Genomic DNA, 17,148 nt, shown 5'->3' on the forward strand with positions numbered 1-17,148 from the left:
GCCGCCCGAGCATCGAGGTGTGGCTTCGCGCGTCATTGACACTTGAGGGGCGCGGCGTTTTAGCGGCTAAAAAGTGGCGGCTGCGACCGACTGAGTGAAGCCTGGCCGCATCGCCTGAGTGCCCGACGACTTCCGCGCCTCGATCCATTCCTCGACCTCGGCCAAGTCCCAGGCAACGTTTCGGCTGGTGAGTGCGATCCGGCGCGGAAACTCCCCGCGCTGCTCCATGTTGAAGATCGTGCGCTCAGACAGCGGGATCATTGCCAGTAGCTTCTTCCGATTGATGAGCGTCTTGCTTGTCGTTGCCTGCATCCCCTGGCCTCTTTCAGTCACTTGCGAACATGTGCCTGATGGTGCCTGGCAATGCGGATTGTTTCGTCCTATTAGTTGGTCAATTAGGTTGACGCCGTGAGCGCGGCTTTGTACTCAAGCGGAACATCGCGGGGATCGCCGCCAGCGCCTTCGATACCGCTTGGCGCTCGATGCCGAGCTTTCGCGCAATCTCCGACTGATTGAGTCCAGACCGCTGGAGCATCAGCATCTGCTTTTTGCGATCCGATAGCTTCGAGTCCACCATCAGCCGTGCTTGATTGCGCAGCTCTGCCTTGTCCGCCGGCTGTAAGGTCTGGCCTGCGACATAGTGGAAGAAGTAGCTGTCAACCAGTTGATCGCCCGATTTCACTTGGGCAGTGGCCGGCTTCGCGCATTGCTGGTTGAGTCTCGCCAGTTCGAGGTCGAATTGCGCGAGGGATCGCCTTGCTTGTCTGTAGACAGGGTTCCATGCGCCGCTCGGCAATTTAGGCCGGTGATCCAGGCAATACAGGCTGCTTAGTCGAAGCTTTTCCTCTGGATCGTCCGCCTTCGGATCATCGCTCCCGCCGGCGAATGAGGTCAGCTCGGCGAGTGATCCGCAGAACCGGCAGAACCCCTGGAGGCGTTCGCCATTCAGTCGGGTGTCGCGCACCTTCGACTTCACCGGCCGTTTGCAGGCGCAGTCCCATACAAGCCCGATCAACGATTCGAGTGTTGCAACAAACCGCCGATCTCTTGGCGTCTGCCTATCCTCCGTTTTGATGAACTGGCGCAGCAACTGCCGCTGCATGCGAACCATCGCATCAAGTCCAACCAGTCGAATGATTCCGCTGAAGCTCACCCCTGTTCCTGCTCCGGGGATATGGCCCAAGTAGCGTTGTGGCAGCGTCGCCGTGTACGCAGCCACGGCGGGGTCAATGAGTTCCTGTAACAGCCCAACGATGGGGTAGCGCCGCGAGGAGGCGGAATACGGCCGCCAGCGATCCTCAAACTGCCCGATGGCTTCCGAGACAGTGGGATCGCAGCCTTCCCAGATGACAATGGTTGGATCATTCTTCATGTCAACCATTTTGGACAACTAATAAGATGTAGGCAACCCCCAATAACGCCTAACCTTCGTAGCAATTCAGTTGATAACGGAGGTTTACGCAATGACGATAGAAGACACGCTACTGCAACGCTTCGGCCCGCTGCTGAGCATGGCACAGCTCGCCTCCGTCCTGGATCGATCACCGGATGGGCTGCGGGTCAGCTTGCGCACGACGAGCGAATGGGCGGGGCGAATCAACAAGGCTCGCTTGAAGATCGGTCGGCGCGTCTACTTTCGAACCTCGCAGATCGCCGAGGTGCTGAGCGACGAATCCCTGTACGGAACGGGGAACTGAGTCGTGGCGATTGACGTCCTGGCGGCGTTCGAGTGCGAACCGCCGGTGCTGGACTTCATATGGCCGGGCTTCCTCGCGGGAACCGTCGGCGCGCTCGTCGCCCCAGGGGCCACGGGCAAGAGCTTCTGGGCGCTGGAAGCGGCCATGAGCATCGCATGCAGCGTTGCAGGCGGCGACCTCGTGGGCCTGGCCCCCGCACACACCGGGCGCGTGGTCTATCTGGCCGGGGAAGACCCGCCGCCCGCGCTTGTCCGGCGCATTCACGCCATCGGCCAGCACCTCGGGCATACAGCCCGCCAAGCCATCGCCGAGAACCTCGTGCTTGAGCCGATCATGGGCAAGCGCCTGAACGTCATGGACGAGGCTCACTTGCGCCGCGTCATCGAGTACAGCGCCGGGGCGAGGCTGATCGTGCTGGACACCCTGAGCCGCATCCACGCCCTCGATGAGAACAGCAACGGCAACATGGCCCACCTCGTGGCCGTGCTGGAGCAGGTCGCGGCTACCACGGGCGCATCCGTGCTCTACCTGCACCACGTCAGCAAAGGAAGCGCCCGCGAAGGGCAGACCGACCAGCAGCAGGCCGCGCGTGGCGCGTCCGCGCTGATCGACAACGCCAGGTGGTGCGGTTACGTCGCCCGCATGACTGAGGACGAGGCGAAGCGCCTCAGCGACCGCGCCCATGACCGGCAGCCCATCGGCGATGAGCGGCGCGGCTTCTTCGTGCGTTTCGGCGTCAGCAAGCAGAACTACGACGCCACGCCGCTTGATCGCTGGTACATGCGGCACGCCGGCGGCGTGCTGGTGCCGGTGGAGCTGTATGTGGCCAGCCGGAATGAGGAGAAGGGACGTGACGGTCGGAGGCGAGGCGATGGCTTTTGACCTCACCCATGCCAGGCACGATCCAATGCACTGCTTGGTCCCCGGCTTGTTCCGCAGTCTCAAGCGCGGCGAACGGAAGAAGCTCAAGCTCGATGTGACGTATCACTACGCCGAAAATGAACTAGCGCGGTTCGTCGGATTCGAGCCTCTTGGTGCAGATGACATGCGGCTGCTGCAAGGTCTTGTGGCTCTTGGAGGGCCGAAGGGCATCATCCTGACGCCAGAGCCAACAGCGGACTTGCCGAAGCAACTCCGTCTATTCCTTGAGCCGAAGTTCGACGCGGTAGGGCAGGATGCGCTGGTCGTGAGAGAGAGTATGACCAGCCTGCTAGGCGAAATCGGCTTGACCGATGGCGGCGACAATATCAGGGCGATCAAGGCGAGCTTGCTGCGCATGGCAAACGTGACGGTGGTCGTCACCAAGGGGAGCAGGCAAAGGTCTTTTCACCTGATGAGCTACGCCTTCGACGAGGAGGACGGACGGCTATTCGTCGCGCTGAATCCTCAGATTGCAGAGGCGATTCTTGGGCGTCGCCCGTATACCCGCATCGAGATGGCCGAGGTGCGGGCGCTACAGACTGACCCGGCCCGTCTGATTCACCAGCGGCTATGCGGCTGGATCGATCCGGGCAAAGCCGGGCGTGTGGAACTGGATACCCTTTCCGGTTATGTCTGGCCGGACCAGGCGAACGCCGAGGCCATGAAGAAGCGCCGCCAGAAGGCCCGCAAGGCTCTGGCCGAGCTTGCCACCGTGGGATGGAAGGTCAGCGAGTATGCGGCAGGGAAGTGGGAAATTGGCAGGCCGAAGCCCGTAGTAACGTTCCCCAAGCTCCGTAGCAACGTTCCCCTTCACCCGTAGCAACGTTCCCTGCCTTAAACCGGAAAACAGAGCAACGGCGCGGGCTTGCGGCTAGTCCGCAAATTCCATCCATGATCTTCCAAGATCATCCACTAGGCGCGGCACTTGCCGCCGCCCTTTAGGGCGACGCCAAGTCCTTGCCGATGGTCGGCCTGCGGCCGAGTTGTACGCCAGAAGGGCGGTCAGCTCCGGCCGGTTCTTTTTAGCGGCTGAAACGCTGCGCCCCTCAAGTGTCAATAGGCAGGTGTTGTATGTTGTATGTTGTAGCGCGCTACAACATACAACAGTTCAATTCAATGCCCTGGCCACGTCATGAGATCGGCCTTTCTTTCGCGCGCTACGTCGAGCTGCAGCATCGTCATCTCCGGCGAGGCTGGCCATGTCCGGGCCATGGTCGACCATCGCCACGTCCGACGATGCACCGAGGGCCCCATCGCCAGTTCTGACGATGACGGCCGCCGGCGCTGGAGCTCGCATCGCCACTTCTGACGATCCGATCCTCTCTTTGACACTTGAGGGGCCGAGCGGCGGGGATCTCCCGGCCTACTCCCCTCTTGGCGTTCAATTTTCCGTGCTGAATGAGCTTCCATCCCTGTTTCGATGGGCGTGCCTGTGTCATCGGCTCCATGTCAACCATTTCGGCCAATTATTGGAATGTTGTGTAGGCCAGCACTCCGTAACCTTCGGAGTAGTTCAGTTGATAACGGAGGTTTACGGACATGGCGACGACAGAAAGCAGCTACCCCGAGGAGCTGGCCGCACGGCTGGCTCTTCAGCAGAAGACCTCGCAAACAAAGCGCAGGGACTACCTGGCCGCTTTCATGGCGGTGCGCTCGGACGTGAAGGAAGCGATGGAGGCCGGCTACGCGCTCAAGATCATCTGGGAGCACCTGCGCGAGGTCGGGCGCATCCCTTTCCGGTATGAGACGTTCCTGAAGTACGTTCGCCAGCACATCACCAATGCGCGGCCTAGCTCCATGGGGCAGGGTACGAAGTAAGCAAAGTTCCATGCTCAATCGCTGCAAGCGCATGGCTGAAACGCTGTTACCGGCCTCTTGGATCGCTGCAAGCACGCGGACATTGGCAATTTCCGTTGGTTTTCCCGCTGTTGGCGCGCTGTTGCGAAGCAACGGTGCGGTTACAGCGCGAAGTTCGATGAGTCATACGAGGCAAAAACAACGCCGTAAGGCGGGCAGGATGTGTGAAGTAGGCCCACCGGCAAGCCGGTTGTCCTTCTTCACTGTCCCTTATTCGCGCGGGGCGCTCAACGGGCATCCTGCTCTGCGAGGCTGCCGGCTACCGCCGGTTGGAGGACACATGGGTGACGAGAATCGAATCACCAGGAAGGGCAGCCCGCCGATCAAGGTGTACTGCCTTCCAGAAGAACGCGAACTGATTGAGGCGAACGCCAAGATGGCGGGGATCAGCGTGGCGCGCTATCTGCGCGACGTAGGCCAGGGCTACCAGGTCAAGGGAGTCATGGACTACCACTACGTGCGCGAGCTGATGCGGGTGAATGGCGACCTTGGCCGGCTGGGCGGATTGCTCAAGCTCTGGCTAACCGACGATCCGCGCACTGCCCGTTTCGGCGATGCAACGATCCTCGCCCTGTTGGCTCGGATCGAAGCTACTCAGGGTGAAATGAGTCGGCTTATGAAATCGGTGGTGCAGCCGAGGGCCGACCGTTGAGAGTTTTAGCGGCTAAATTTCCGTGTGCCGGACGCGACACGAGGCACTTCCAGGCCGCCGGCCTGAGCGTTATCAACTCTCGGGAGGACGCATAAGGCCAGGGACACCCCGTAAAGGCCGAGAGCAGAACCACCGAAGCCCGGGCCTCAGTGCCAAGGGCGATACCGATTAGCTAGTGGCGTAGCTCTTCGATGAAACCTTGCCGTGGGCAAGCGCGAGCTTGGTCAAGGCATTGCCTTTCTTTCATCGAATGGAGATTGCGACCATGAAGCACGTCCGTTTTTTAGCGGCTAAAACCGCGCTCGCCGCCGCTCTGGCCGGCAGCATCATCGTCACCCCGGCGCAGGCCGGCATCCCCGTCATCGACGGCGGCAACCTGGTGCAGAACGTCATGACCGCCATTGAGTCGGTGGCGCAGACGCTCAAGCAGATCGAGCAGTACCAGACTCAATTGCAGCAGTACGAAAACATGCTGCAAAACACCATGGCTCCGGCCGCCTATATCTGGGACCAGGCGCAGTCCACCATCAACGGACTGATGGCCGCCACCGACACGCTGAACTACTACCGGAATCAGCTCGGCAGCATCGATGCGTACCTGGGCAAGTTCCAGGATGTGGCCTATTACCGTGGTTCGCCTTGCTTCTCGGCCGCTGGGTGCTCGGATGCCGAGCGCGCTGCGATGGAGCAAAACCGCAGCCTGGCGAGCGAGAGTCAGAAGAAGGCGAACGACGCGCTTTTCAAGGGCCTGGAGCAACAGCAGCGCAACCTTTCCGCCGATGCTCGCCAGCTCGAACGGCTCCAGTCCGCCGCGCAGGGCGCGACCGGGCAGATGCAGGCCATCGGCTACGCCAACCAGCTCGCCGCCAACCAGGCAAACCAGCTTCTGCAAATCCGTGGCCTGCTGATCGCACAGCAGAACGCCGCGACGGCCAGGATGCAGGCGCAGGCCGACCTAGAGGCGCAACAGCAGGCCGCCGGCGCGACTTCCCGGGAGTCCAGGATCGAGCGGACGGCCAACCCGAGAAACTGGCTCGAACTGACCCGCTGACGGAGGCCCTGCACCATGAAGAAAACGATGCTGCTTACCGGCCTCGTGGTGGTGCTGGTGGCTGGTTGCGACAACAAGCCGGCCATCCCGCCCATGCCCGAGGTCAATGACACCAATTGCCAGATCGAGGCGATCAAGAAGATCGAGGACAGGGTCACGCGCGAGAAATTCGCCGGGCTGTGCTCGCGCCGGTCGCCGGCTGCCGGCGGCATCGCGCCGACCGAGAAGCCCATGAACTGGCTCGAACTGGCCGACCCGAAAGACCAGAAGGAGGCGAAGCCATGAAAACACTGCACAAGGCGGCGCTGATCGGCGTCGCCCTCGCGCTTTACTCCACCGCCGCATCGGCCCAACTCACCAATCAGGGGATGCTTGACCAGGTGGTGATGGAGTTCGCCACGCGAGCCACGTCCTGGCAGACGGTGGTGATGAATGCCGCGACGTTCCTGTTCTGGACGCTGGGCACGATCTCGCTGGTTTTCACCTTCGGCTTCATGGCGCTGCGCAAGGCTGACATTGGCGAGTTCTTCGCCGAGTTCATCAGGTTCATCCTGTTCTTCGGCTTCTTCCTCTGGCTGTTGCGCAACGGCCCGGCCTTCGCCAACTCGATCATCCAGTCACTGGCCCGGATCGGCGAGCAGGCGTCCGGGGTGGCGTCGGTGACACCCTCGGGCATTGTGGATATCGGCTTCATGATCTTGAAGCAGGCATTCAGGAACTCGTCGATCTGGTCGCCCGTGGATAGCTTCATCGGTGTGGCCTTGAGCGTCGGCATCCTGATCCTGCTGGCTGTTGTCGCCGTGAATATGTTGCTGCTGCTCGTATCAGGCTGGCTGCTGATGTACGCCGGAATCTTCTTCCTCGGCTTCGGTGGAAGCCGTTGGACTTCCGACATGGCGATCAACTACTACAAGACCGTGCTGGGCGTGGCCGCGCAGATCATGACGATGGTGCTCCTGGTCGGCATCGGGAACGACCTGCTTTCCAGCTTCTACGCCAGGATGAACACCGGCACCCTGAACTTTGAAGAGCTGGGCGTGATGCTGGTGTTCTGCGTGGCGTTGCTCATGCTGGTCAATCGTGTGCCCCCGCTTGTCGCCGGCATCATCACCGGCTCGGGGATCGGTGGCGCTGGCGGCATTGGCAACTTCGGTGCAGGTGCCGCCATCGGTGCGGCTATGGGCGCGGCGAGTATGGCCGCCGGAGCGGCCAGCGTGGCTGGCGCGGCCGTGATGGGCGGTGCGGCCTCGGCCGCCGGCGGCATGTCGGCGATTAGGGCGGCGTTCGAGAAAGCAGGGGCTAGCGCCGGTGGCGAGTCGGGCGGAGTGCCCATGTTTGGTGGTGGTGCTGGCGGTGATTCCGACGCTGGACCGTTCGCGCAGGCGGCGGGCTTTGGTGGCGGCGGTTCCAGTGCCGGCACAAGTACGCCGCTCGGCCAGGCGGCTGGCTTTTACAGCTCTGGAAGCTCCAGCAATTCGGGCGGCAGCGGCGGCGAATCGAGGGGCGGCGACAAAGCCGGCTCCAGCTCGAAGGGTAGCGGCGATGGCGGCGGCTCGAAGGCCGGCGGCGGCAGCGACGCTGGCGGCCAAGCCGGCCGAGGTGCGGGAGGTCTTGTCGCTGCGACGGCTACGAACCTGGTGCAAGGCATTGGCGACGTTGCGAAGGCCAAGGCGGCCAGCATCCGCGACGCCGCCGCCGAACGCATCGCCGACACCACCGGCGGGAAGATCGCCGCCGCAATCCGGGCGAGCAGCCAGACAGACCGGGCGGTCGACGATGTGCCCAGCTTTGGCGGCAACAGCCTGGCAGGGGCCGATTCGGCTGCTGCTGATCCTGATGATGAAGTGGCCGCGTTCGCCAACCGCGACAAGGAGGTATGACGATGACGCCGAGAGGATTTTTCGACTGCCTGGACGTTGCCGCTGCCGAGCAGCGCCAGGCGCAGGCGGTTGAGGTTGAGCCGGTCGACGATCAATCGACTGATGCAGACCCGGCGGCAGAAGTTGCGGCCTTTGTTGATCGACCTGCTCCGCCCGTCATTGAGGCCACCAAGCTGGCGGCCAGGTCGGGCGGCTACGCCAGCAGCTACGGCAGCAGCGCGAGAAGCACGCCGCTGGCCGAGGCCGCCGGCTTCTACGGCACCGGCAGCCGATAGGCGCGTCGGNTCCACAACCCACCTGTTAGAGAGGTGAATCATGGCAACCCTGAATCCTACCAATGCAACGCAGGCCGTTCATCATGCAGCCGTGCAACTCGCCGCGCTCGACTGGCTAGACCAGGACGCGGCGCGGCAGCTCGGGCCGCTCGCCGAGGCCGTGGCGAACGCTTTCATGGTCGTGTTTTACCAGGCCGAGACGGGCCAGGCGACACCTGCCGACTTTCGCGAGGCCCTGGACGCGGTGCGGCAGTCACTCGGCGCCGCGTAGGCACGCGCACCAGGAGCAGCAAGGGCGGCCATTGGCCGCCCTTGTCATTTCCGGGCCTGCATCGTCAAAGGTGACGATGTGCGCTGGCGTGCTCGAGCATCGCCAGATCGGACGATGACGGCCGCTCTGGCCTTCTCCCTTGGCGTGGATCTCGCATCGTCGCTTCTAGCGATGAGATCCAGCGCACCAGAACGGCGCACGTCGAGCTGCAGCACCGCCAGGAATGGCGATGCTGGCCAGCTCTCCTACTCGATGCCGTGCATGGCCTTCGCCCGCGCTGCGACGGCCTGTGCGTGTTCGATATAGGCCGGGTCGGCTGTGGCCTCGGCTTCGGCCAGGAAGGTGCTGATCGCCTCGGCCGAGGTCAGCGTCTCGGCCGGGTCGAAAGGCGTCAGCTCACGGCCAACGGCCGGCGCATCCACCCATTCGCGTTGTTCCGGCGGCAGTGGATACACGCCGGCGGCTTCGGCCTCGGCCAGCAGCTCGGCCAGGGTGTAGCGCACCTGGTCAGGCGTGACGGCGCGGGCGGGATCGGCCTTCAAGGCGTCATAGGCCGGGCCGACCTTCTCATGCAGCCAGTTTTCCAGGTTCTTCGAGCCTGTCATCGACTGGCCTCATCAAGCATGGATGCCAGGCGCTCCAGGTCATTGACCGATTGCGAGCGAAAGCGGCCGGTCAGCAGCTCGTGCAGCGCGGCCGGCGTCAATCCGAGAAGCGTAGCCGCTTGCTCGGTCGACAACTGTTGCGCCTTGATGGCCTGGCCGATCTTGGTGACGAGTCGGGTCTTGACCAGCATTTCGCCGGCGTCGGGATAGCCCAGGTCGGCATAGACGTTGGCGCTGCCGTGCTGAATGTTCGGGGTGTCGTCAGCGTTCAGGTCGGCCAGCAGCTCGGCGACTGTGGCGAACCGCCCCGAGACACGGCCGGCGCGGCTGTCTGCAATCGCTTCCTCGGTTTCCTTCCTGCCCATCGCACACCTCACGCTGATGTTGCCTAGCCCGTCTCATCCAGATGAGGCCACAGAGAGCACGGCTTTGAAAGGTCAAAGGGTACTACGTTGCCTGATTTTTCCGGGAAGCGACATGCGACCCCTTCTTGGCGTAATCCATCTACGACTTGGCCGGCCGAAGCACATGGTGTTGCCATCGAGCCGGTGCCGCGAGGCCGCCGCAGGACAGGGGCATCGGCCGAATCCGTAGCTTCGTGCACATGAGATTCGGGGTTCATTTGGGTGGATCAGATGGTAAACTTGGCCAAACTTTGGAAGACTTCGCCGCGCGACACCAAGCGAGCCGCCTGATATGAACCAACCTGATAGCGAAATTCTCACGCTGGATGAAGTGGCGGTCTACCTCAAGGCAGGGAAGAAGACCGTTTACCGGCTGGCCCAGCAGGGGGAGATACCGGGATTCAAGCTGGGCGGCACCTGGCGGTTTCGTCGCAGCGAGTTGGATCGCTGGATTGCCGCGCAGATAGCCGAGAAAACTCAGGACAAGACATGAGCGCCCCGCAAAACGACAACAACCTGGCGACCTCGCCCAGAGGGGGGGCTACACGCCCATGAATGCCGTAGAAATCGAACAGGCCATCACAGACCTTGCGGAGCAGCCCTTTGACCCCGCAGAGTTCCCCTACGCCTTCCTTGAAGCCTTTGGCAACAAGGCGACGACCATCAAGCGCCTGCGCGCGGGGGCGTCGAACAAGTCTGACCTCGGCGGTGTTCTCCAGACCAGCAACATCCACATCTTGACGTGCGACGCAGGGCGGGTGACCCAGACGCTGGCCGCCCTCAAAGCCAGCCCGGCGACGGTCAAGGCCAAGGCGAAGTTCATCCTCGCCACGGACGGCGCGGACTTCGAGGCCGAAGACCTGACCAGCGGCGAGACCGTTGCCTGCGCCTTCAAGGACTTCCCGGATCACTTCGGCTTCTTCCTGCCGCTGGCGGGCATCAGCACCGTCCGCCAGATCAGCGAAAACGCCTTCGACATCCGGGCCACCAGCCGCCTGAACCGCCTGTACGTCGAACTGCTAAAAGACAATCCCGACTGGGGGAAGGCCGAGCGCCGCCACGACATGAACCACTTCATGGCGCGGCTCATTTTCTGCTTCTTCGCTGAGGATACCGACATCTTCGTCGGCAAGGCCCGCTTCACCGAAACCGTGGCAACGATGAGCGCCAAGGACTCGACGAATACGCACGAGGTCATCGCTACGTTGTTCCGCGCCATGAACACCAAGCGCGAGGATCGGGTAGCCGCCAACATCCCACGATGGGCGGAGGATTTCCCCTACGTAAACGGCCAGTTGTTCGCGGGCAGCGACGCAGTGCCTCGGTTCAGCAAGATCGCCCGGTCCTACCTGCTCCACGTTGGCGGCCTCGATTGGACCAAGATCAACCCCGATATCTTCGGCTCGATGATTCAGGCCGTCGCCGACGACGAGGAGCGCGGCGAGCTGGGCATGCACTACACCAGCGTCCCCAACATCCTTAAGGTGCTGAACCCGCTGTTCCTCGACGACCTGCGTGCGCGGCTGGCAGAGGCGGGCGACAACCACCGCACCCTGCTGAACCTGCGCAAACGCATGGCGAAGATCAGGGTCTTTGACCCCGCCTGCGGTTCCGGCAACTTCCTTGTTATCGCCTATAAGGAAATGCGCGCCATCGAGGCCGAGATTAATCGTCGGCGCGGCGAGCCTGACCGTGCATCAGAAATCCCGCTCACGAACTTTCGAGGGATCGAGCTGCGCGACTTCCCGGCTGAGATCGCACGCCTCGCGCTGGTCATCGCCGAGTACCAGTGCGATGTGTTGTACCGAGGCCAGAAGCTAGCGCTCTTAGAGTTCCTGCCACTGCGCAATGAGAACTGGATCACCTGTGGCAATGCGCTTCGCCTTGATTGGCTGAGCATCTGTCCACCAACAGGGACCGGAGTAAAGCTTATTAGCGACGATCTATTCCAGACGCCGCTGGATCAGGCGCAGATCGATTTTGAGAATGAGGGCGGGGAGACGTATATCTGTGGTAACCCGCCATATAGAGGAAGCAAGTGGCAAGATCAAGAACAGAAGGCGGATCTCGCGCGTGCATGGTCCGAGCACCCGCAACTCGCCAAGACTACCGACTTCGTATCGGGCTGGATCGCTGCATATCTCAAGTATGCCCGCTTGGTGCCAGATGCGATGGCGGCCTTCGTTACCACTAACAGCATCTGTCAAGGTCAGCAGGCATCCGAGATTTGGCCCGTGGTGACTCAACAAGGGAGAGAACTTCGATTCGCACACGCTCCATTTACGTGGAAGAATCTCGCGGTCCATAACGCCGGCGTCACTGTGATCATTATTGGTCTAGGTCCAAAATCGTCTTCGTCGAAGCGTGTATTCGGAGACGATGGCCTCGTACGCGAGTGTGAAGTCATCGGGCCGTATCTCGTGCCCAATATGCCGGATACCGTCACGAAGGCCAACAGACCGTTAGGCCCTCAATCCACTATGCTGTTTGGAAACATGCCTAGAGACGGAGGGCACTTGTTCCTTACACAGCAAGAAGCGCGCGAGCTTCGGCTGAACCCCAGCACCAACTCTTACGTGCGCAGATTCCTTGGCTCCGACGAACTGATCAACGGCAAGCTTCGTTTTTGTCTCTGGATCGAAGAGGGAGAGGCCGAGGCAGCTAAGAGAAATTCATTCATCGCCGACCGGCTTGCACTCGTCGCTGATAACAGGCGCCGATCTCCGGCCGAATCTACGCGCGCGTTCGCGGACTCACCTCACCGCTTTGTCCAGATTGCGGGCACGGCGAAGAGATCGGCGATCGTCGTGCCAAGGGTATCCTCTGAAAACCGCGAGTATCTGCCGGTCGATCTCGTGACCGCCGACTGCATCATTGGGGACCGAAATTTCGCTCTTTACGATGCGCCCCTTTGGAATATGGCGCTGATAGCCTCTCGTCTTCACTGGGTCTGGATAGGCACGGTTTGCGTCCGCATGCGCACTGACTTCTCGTACTCAAATACGTTGGGGTGGAACACTTTCCCGATCCCTCTCCTTACCGAAAAGAACCGGCGTGATCTCAATCGATCATCGGAAAACATTCTGATTGCGCGTGAAAGGCACTTTCCCTGCACTATCGCCGAGCTTTACGATGCGAAGGTCATGCCGGAAGACCTGCGCGAGGCGCATCGCCAAAATGATGAGTTAATCGAAAGAATCTACTTTGGTCGCCGGATGAAGAATGACACGGACAGACTGGAAAGTCTGTTCACGCTGTACCGTAAGGCGGTGGTGAGATGAGTTGCTTTGCACACAATCATCCTTCTGGCACGACAACGCTGTCAGAGATCGCTCGGGTAAGACTTGCAATTTCTGCAGATGAGTTCTTCGGATGCTTTGCTTATGCAACTCAGTCGGGCTTTCGAGTGTTCGAGTTGAGTGTCGGAAAGGATTTCTGGTCGGAGACTAGGTCGCGATGGCTGTTTGGTATCGACTATGGCAGGACGGACCCGCGTGCACTGCGTGAAATTGCAGGCCGTACCAATACGGAAGTCAGAATTTTTGACGGACGTTTCGTCGTTGATCGACCTGGCTTTGATCCTCGTCGCGACTTCCACCCAAAGATCGCGATGATGAAGAACACGACCACCAAAATGCAGGGGGTTGTGCTCGGTTCCGGCAATTTCTCGAACAATGGTCTTCGACGCAGTGTAGAAGCTGGCGCGACAATCATTTCTACGAAGAAGGCTCATCTTGATGAGCACATCAAGCCTGTGCGTTCTGTGTTCGAAGAATTGTGGCGACAGGCTTGCCCGCTGGAAGATATTGTAAAGAGCTATGAAGATCGTTTGGCGGCTCTGGTTGGTTCACGCGATACGACGAGATCTGCCAAGGTCGCAGGCCCAGTTAGAGGTTTTTGGATCGAGGCAGGCTACGTTACAAAAAATCGTGGACAAGATAAGCCAGGAAATCAGATTTTTGCGCCTAATGGATTTCGAAGCTTTTTCGGACTCAAGAAGGGCAAGAACACATCAACCCACATCGGCGAGATCACCTTCAAAACTGAGGTTGGTCCTATGGTCACGAAAAATTATCGCGAGAATGATAACGGCATGGAAAAGTTGACACTACCAATGCCTGAAGATCATGGTTTCGGTGTTTACGATGGAAAAGTTTTGGTCTTCGAGCCGGAAGGTAGCAATTTTTTGTTAACTGCAGTTGAGCTTGAGGATTTTGATCTGGTCTATGGACATCGGCTGGCGAATGTTCAAAAAATGGCTGGGGGAAGGCGTTTTGGGGGGTTGATTTAGTTATGATTTCTGTTCCATCCGTCTCCGTTTCCTACGCCCAGAATGGCTGTTCCACCAAGGCCAACGCCCTTGGTATGCGTCCAATGCAGGAGCGCGCCTATGAGAAGCGCGGAGAGCAATACCTGCTTATCAAGTCGCCGCCCGCATCGGGCAAGAGCCGTGCGCTGATGTTCGTGGCACTCGACAAGCTCAAGAACCAAGGCTTGAAGCAGGCCATCATCGTTGTGCCAGAGAAGTCCATCGGTGCCAGCTTCAACGACGAGCCGCTGTCGAAGTACGGCTTCTGGTCCGACTGGCAGGTCGAACCCAAGTGGAACCTGTGCAACGCGCCAGGCAACGACAACGGCGGGAAGGTCAAGTCGCTGGGCGCATTCCTTGAAGGCGACGACAAGGTGCTGGTCTGCACCCATGCAACGTTCCGCTTCGCGGTCGATGCCTACGGCGTGGAGGCGTTCGACGACCGACTGATCGCGGTCGATGAGTTCCACCACGTTTCGGCCAACCCGGACAACAAGCTCGGGTTGCACCTGGGGCAGTTCTTCGCGCGGGGCAAGACGCACATCGTTGCCATGACCGGCTCCTACTTCCGTGGCGACGCCGAGGCCGTGCTCGCACCGCAGGATGAGTCGAAGTTCGATACCGTCACCTACACCTACTACGAGCAGCTCAACGGCTACGAGTACCTCAAGCAACTCGACATCGGCTACTTCTTCTACAGCGGGCCTTACGTCGATGACATCCTCAATGTCCTCGATCCCGCCGAGAAGACCATCATTCACATCCCGAATGTCAATTCGCGCGAGAGCACGAAGGACAAGATGCGGGAAGTGGAGCACATCATCGAGGCGCTGGGTGAATGGCAAGGCATCGACCCTGCGACCGGCTTCCAACGTGTCAAGCGCCCCGACGGCCGCGTGCTGCGGATCGCCGATCTCGTCGATGACGATGCCGCCAAGCGCGACCGCGTGTCCGCCTCGCTCAAAGACCCGGCGCAGAAGAACAACCGCGACCATGTGGACATCATCATCGCGCTGGGCATGGCGAAGGAAGGCTTCGATTGGATTTGGTGCGAACATGCGCTGACCGTGGGCTACCGCGCCAGCCTGACCGAGATCGTGCAGATCATCGGCCGAGCTACCCGCGACGCGCCCGGCAAGACCCGCGCGAGGTTCACCAACCTGATCGCCGAGCCGGATGCAGCCGAGGAAGCTGTCACCGAGGCCGTCAACGATACGTTGAAGGCCATCGCGGCAAGCCTGCTGATGGAGCAGGTTCTTGCTCCGCGCTTCGAGTTCAAGCCCAAGAACCCCGACAGTGGCCCTGCACCGGGTTTTAACTACGGCGAGGGTGGCTACGACCCGGACCGCTGCAATGTAGGTGTTAATGAGCAGACAGGGGCGTACCAAATCGAGATCAAGGGCCTCGCCGAGCCCAAGAGCAAGGAGGCGGCGCGAATCTGTCAGGAAGACCTGAACGAAGTCATCGCGGCCTTCGTGCAGGACAAGCCCACCATCGAGCGCGGCCTGTTCGATGAGGAGCTGGTGCCCGAGGAGCTGACGCAAGTTCGCATGGGCAAGATCATCAAGGACAAGTATCCCGAGCTTGACGCCGAAGATCAGGAGGCCGTGCGCGAGCACGCCATCGCCGCCCTCAACCTCACGCAGCAGGCCAAGCGGCTTGTTACCGAAGGCGAGAGCGATGGGTCGCCCAACACCGCCCTGATCGACGGCGTGCGCCGCTTCGCGATGGACGTGCGCGAGTTGGACATCGACCTGATCGACCGCATCAACCCCTTCGGGGAAGCCTACGCCATCCTTGCCAAGACCATGAGCGAGGACAGCTTGAAGCAGGTCGCGGCGGCCATCTCGGCCAAGCGCACGAGCCTGACGCCGGACGAGGCGAAGGAGATGGCCGTTCGCGCCGTCCAGTTCAAGAAGGAGCGCGGCCGCATTCCGGCGCTCGATTCCCAGGATGCCTGGGAGCGACGCATGGCCGAAGGCGCTGCCGCCTTCATGCGCTTCAAGGCGGAGGGACGCTATGAGTAACTCCGATCTTGACGAACTTGCTGCGGAGCTTGCTGAGTTCGCGCCGCCTGAGAAGAAGGGCGGACGGCCGGCCAGTGAGGAGCGCGTCATCGCGGGCTTCGAGGAAATCCAACGCTTCACCGAAAAGCACGGCCGTGCGCCGCAGCACGGTGAAGACCGCGACATATTCGAGCGCCTTTACGCCGTGCGTCTGGACCGTTTGCGCGCGCTCCCGGACTGTCGCACCTTGCTGGAGCCGCTAGACCATCAGGGATTGCTTGCCGGGGCGCCTACCGTTGCCGCTTCGGCAGATGAAGCCATCGACATCGACTACCTGGCCGCCGAGCTGGCGGGCGTAGCCGACGCGGACGACATCACGGTCCTACGCCATGTCCGCACCAGCGCCGACAAGCGAGCCGCCGAGGAGATCGCGGATCGCAAGCCCTGCGAGGACTTCGAGACCTTCCGGCCCTTGTTCGAGCGCGTGCAAGCGGAAGTCAAAACCGGTATGCGCCAGTCCCAGCCCATCGAAGCGGGCCGCCGTGCGATTGAAGTCGGGGACTTTTTCGTTCTCGATGGCCTTACTCTCTACGTCGCCGAGGTCGGCGAGCCGTTGAAAACCACCGCCGGGGAAGTGGACCGCCGCCTGCGCCTCATCTTCTCCAACGGTACCGAAAGCAACCTGCTGCTGCGCTCGCTCCAGCGCGCTTTCTACAACGACCCCGCCGCGCGGCGGCTGGCCTCGCCCGAGAGCGGGCAACTCTCTTTCGGCGGTGAGCTTGAGGCCGATGATGTCGAAAGCGGCACGATCTACGTCCTGCGCTCCCTCTCCGATCATCCCTATGTCGCGCAGCACCGCGACATCATTCACAAGATGGGCGTGACCGGGGGCAGGGTGGAGACGCGCATTGCCAACGCCGAACACGACTCCACCTACCTGCTGGCGAAGGTCGAAGTGGTGGCGACCTACAAGCTCGCGGGCATCAACCGCACCCGGATGGAGAACCTGTTCCACAGGCTGTTCGCACCCGCGCGATTGAGCATCACCATCAACGACCGCTTTGGTCACCCCGTGCAGCCCGAGGAATGGTTTCTCGTTCCGCTGTTCGTGATCGACGAGGCCGTCGCGCGCATCAAGGATGGCAGCATCACCGGCTACATCTACGATCCCAGCGCCGCGAAGCTGGTGAAGGCATAGGACAGCCCAAATGCATGACTAG

19 protein-coding genes are annotated in these 17,148 nt (G+C 61.1%); 15 read left to right on the forward strand and 4 right to left on the reverse strand.

The window, feature by feature from the left end; genetic code table 11:
- Positions 1-66: 66 nt before the first annotated feature.
- Together OX89_RS10425 and OX89_RS10430 are read right to left on the reverse strand one after the other, a co-directional pair.
- Entirely contained in the window at positions 67-312 is a 246-nt protein-coding gene (locus tag OX89_RS10425; protein ID WP_011805740.1) for an AlpA family transcriptional regulator, read from the reverse strand.
- Between the two features lie 79 nt (positions 313-391).
- Positions 392-1,372, reverse strand: a complete 981-nt coding sequence (locus OX89_RS10430; protein WP_232346593.1) for a LuxR family transcriptional regulator — start codon at positions 1,370-1,372, stop codon at positions 392-394.
- Positions 1,373-1,463: 91 nt separating this feature from the next.
- Between OX89_RS10430 and OX89_RS10435 the strand changes: the two genes are divergently transcribed.
- The 10 genes from OX89_RS10435 (at position 1,464) to OX89_RS10480 (ending at position 8,604) form a co-directional block, all read left to right on the forward strand.
- Complete coding sequence (locus tag OX89_RS10435) at positions 1,464-1,697, forward strand: plasmid-related protein (RefSeq protein ID WP_033996783.1); 234 nt, start codon at positions 1,464-1,466, stop codon at positions 1,695-1,697.
- Positions 1,698-1,700: 3 nt separating this feature from the next.
- Complete coding sequence (locus OX89_RS10440; RefSeq protein WP_047350569.1) at positions 1,701-2,579, forward strand: helicase RepA family protein; 879 nt, start codon at positions 1,701-1,703, stop codon at positions 2,577-2,579.
- Positions 2,569-3,438, forward strand: coding sequence for a replication protein C, IncQ-type (gene repC, locus OX89_RS10445; protein WP_011805736.1), 870 nt, complete (start codon positions 2,569-2,571; stop codon positions 3,436-3,438). Before OX89_RS10440 ends, repC begins: the two co-directional genes overlap by 11 nt.
- A 719-nt stretch (positions 3,439-4,157) precedes the next feature.
- On the forward strand, positions 4,158-4,436 hold the full coding sequence (locus OX89_RS10450) for a TraK family protein (RefSeq protein ID WP_047350570.1): 279 nt from the start codon (positions 4,158-4,160) through the stop codon (positions 4,434-4,436).
- Between the two features lie 319 nt (positions 4,437-4,755).
- On the forward strand, positions 4,756-5,127 hold the full coding sequence (gene traJ, locus OX89_RS10455) for a conjugal transfer transcriptional regulator TraJ (protein ID WP_047350571.1): 372 nt from the start codon (positions 4,756-4,758) through the stop codon (positions 5,125-5,127).
- A 265-nt stretch (positions 5,128-5,392) separates the two neighbouring features.
- Positions 5,393-6,178, forward strand: a complete 786-nt coding sequence (trbJ, locus tag OX89_RS10460; protein WP_033996778.1) for a P-type conjugative transfer protein TrbJ — start codon at positions 5,393-5,395, stop codon at positions 6,176-6,178.
- A 15-nt stretch (positions 6,179-6,193) separates the two neighbouring features.
- On the forward strand, positions 6,194-6,463 hold the full coding sequence (gene trbK, locus OX89_RS10465; protein ID WP_047350572.1) for an entry exclusion lipoprotein TrbK: 270 nt from the start codon (positions 6,194-6,196) through the stop codon (positions 6,461-6,463).
- Positions 6,460-8,058, forward strand: a complete 1,599-nt coding sequence (gene trbL / locus OX89_RS10470; RefSeq protein ID WP_047350573.1) for a P-type conjugative transfer protein TrbL — start codon at positions 6,460-6,462, stop codon at positions 8,056-8,058. The genes trbK and trbL overlap by 4 nt, the downstream gene beginning before the upstream one ends.
- A gap of 2 nt (positions 8,059-8,060) precedes the next feature.
- A complete protein-coding gene (locus OX89_RS10475) occupies positions 8,061-8,333 on the forward strand; it encodes a hypothetical protein (RefSeq protein WP_210768845.1) in 273 nt (90 codons plus the stop codon).
- Between the two features lie 40 nt (positions 8,334-8,373).
- Positions 8,374-8,604 carry a type I toxin-antitoxin system ptaRNA1 family toxin gene (locus OX89_RS10480; RefSeq protein WP_010378963.1) on the forward strand — a complete coding sequence of 77 codons (231 nt, stop codon included), beginning with the start codon at positions 8,374-8,376 and terminating at the stop codon, positions 8,602-8,604.
- 245 nt (positions 8,605-8,849) lie between these two features.
- Here OX89_RS10480 and OX89_RS10485 read toward each other — a convergent pair whose 3' ends face one another.
- Complete coding sequence (locus OX89_RS10485; RefSeq protein WP_047350575.1) at positions 8,850-9,209, reverse strand: transcriptional regulator; 360 nt, start codon at positions 9,207-9,209, stop codon at positions 8,850-8,852.
- Positions 9,206-9,574 carry a helix-turn-helix domain-containing protein gene (locus tag OX89_RS10490; protein ID WP_047350576.1) on the reverse strand — a complete coding sequence of 123 codons (369 nt, stop codon included), beginning with the start codon at positions 9,572-9,574 and terminating at the stop codon, positions 9,206-9,208. The genes OX89_RS10485 and OX89_RS10490 overlap by 4 nt, the downstream gene beginning before the upstream one ends.
- Before the next feature lie 331 nt (positions 9,575-9,905).
- On the opposite strand from OX89_RS10490, the gene OX89_RS10495 reads away from it, so the two are divergent.
- From OX89_RS10495 to OX89_RS10510, 5 genes are read left to right on the forward strand one after another with little or no spacing between them, the layout of a single operon-like run.
- Positions 9,906-10,106, forward strand: coding sequence for an AlpA family transcriptional regulator (locus OX89_RS10495; protein ID WP_010378957.1), 201 nt, complete (start codon positions 9,906-9,908; stop codon positions 10,104-10,106).
- Between the two features lie 58 nt (positions 10,107-10,164).
- On the forward strand, positions 10,165-12,894 hold the full coding sequence (locus OX89_RS10500; protein ID WP_047350577.1) for a DNA methyltransferase: 2,730 nt from the start codon (positions 10,165-10,167) through the stop codon (positions 12,892-12,894).
- Positions 12,891-13,904, forward strand: coding sequence for a hypothetical protein (locus OX89_RS18595; protein WP_157497420.1), 1,014 nt, complete (start codon positions 12,891-12,893; stop codon positions 13,902-13,904). Before OX89_RS10500 ends, OX89_RS18595 begins: the two co-directional genes overlap by 4 nt.
- Before the next feature lie 2 nt (positions 13,905-13,906).
- Complete coding sequence (locus OX89_RS10505) at positions 13,907-15,949, forward strand: DEAD/DEAH box helicase (RefSeq protein ID WP_047350578.1); 2,043 nt, start codon at positions 13,907-13,909, stop codon at positions 15,947-15,949.
- Positions 15,942-17,126: a GIY-YIG nuclease family protein gene (locus OX89_RS10510; protein WP_047350579.1), complete on the forward strand. Its 1,185-nt coding sequence runs from the start codon at positions 15,942-15,944 to the stop codon at positions 17,124-17,126. The genes OX89_RS10505 and OX89_RS10510 overlap by 8 nt, the downstream gene beginning before the upstream one ends.
- Positions 17,127-17,148 lie beyond the last annotated feature (22 nt).

Origin of the sequence: Diaphorobacter sp. J5-51, assembly GCF_001023515.1 — a bacterium.
In the GTDB taxonomy this organism is placed as follows: Bacteria; Pseudomonadota; Gammaproteobacteria; order Burkholderiales; family Burkholderiaceae_C; genus Diaphorobacter; species Diaphorobacter nitroreducens.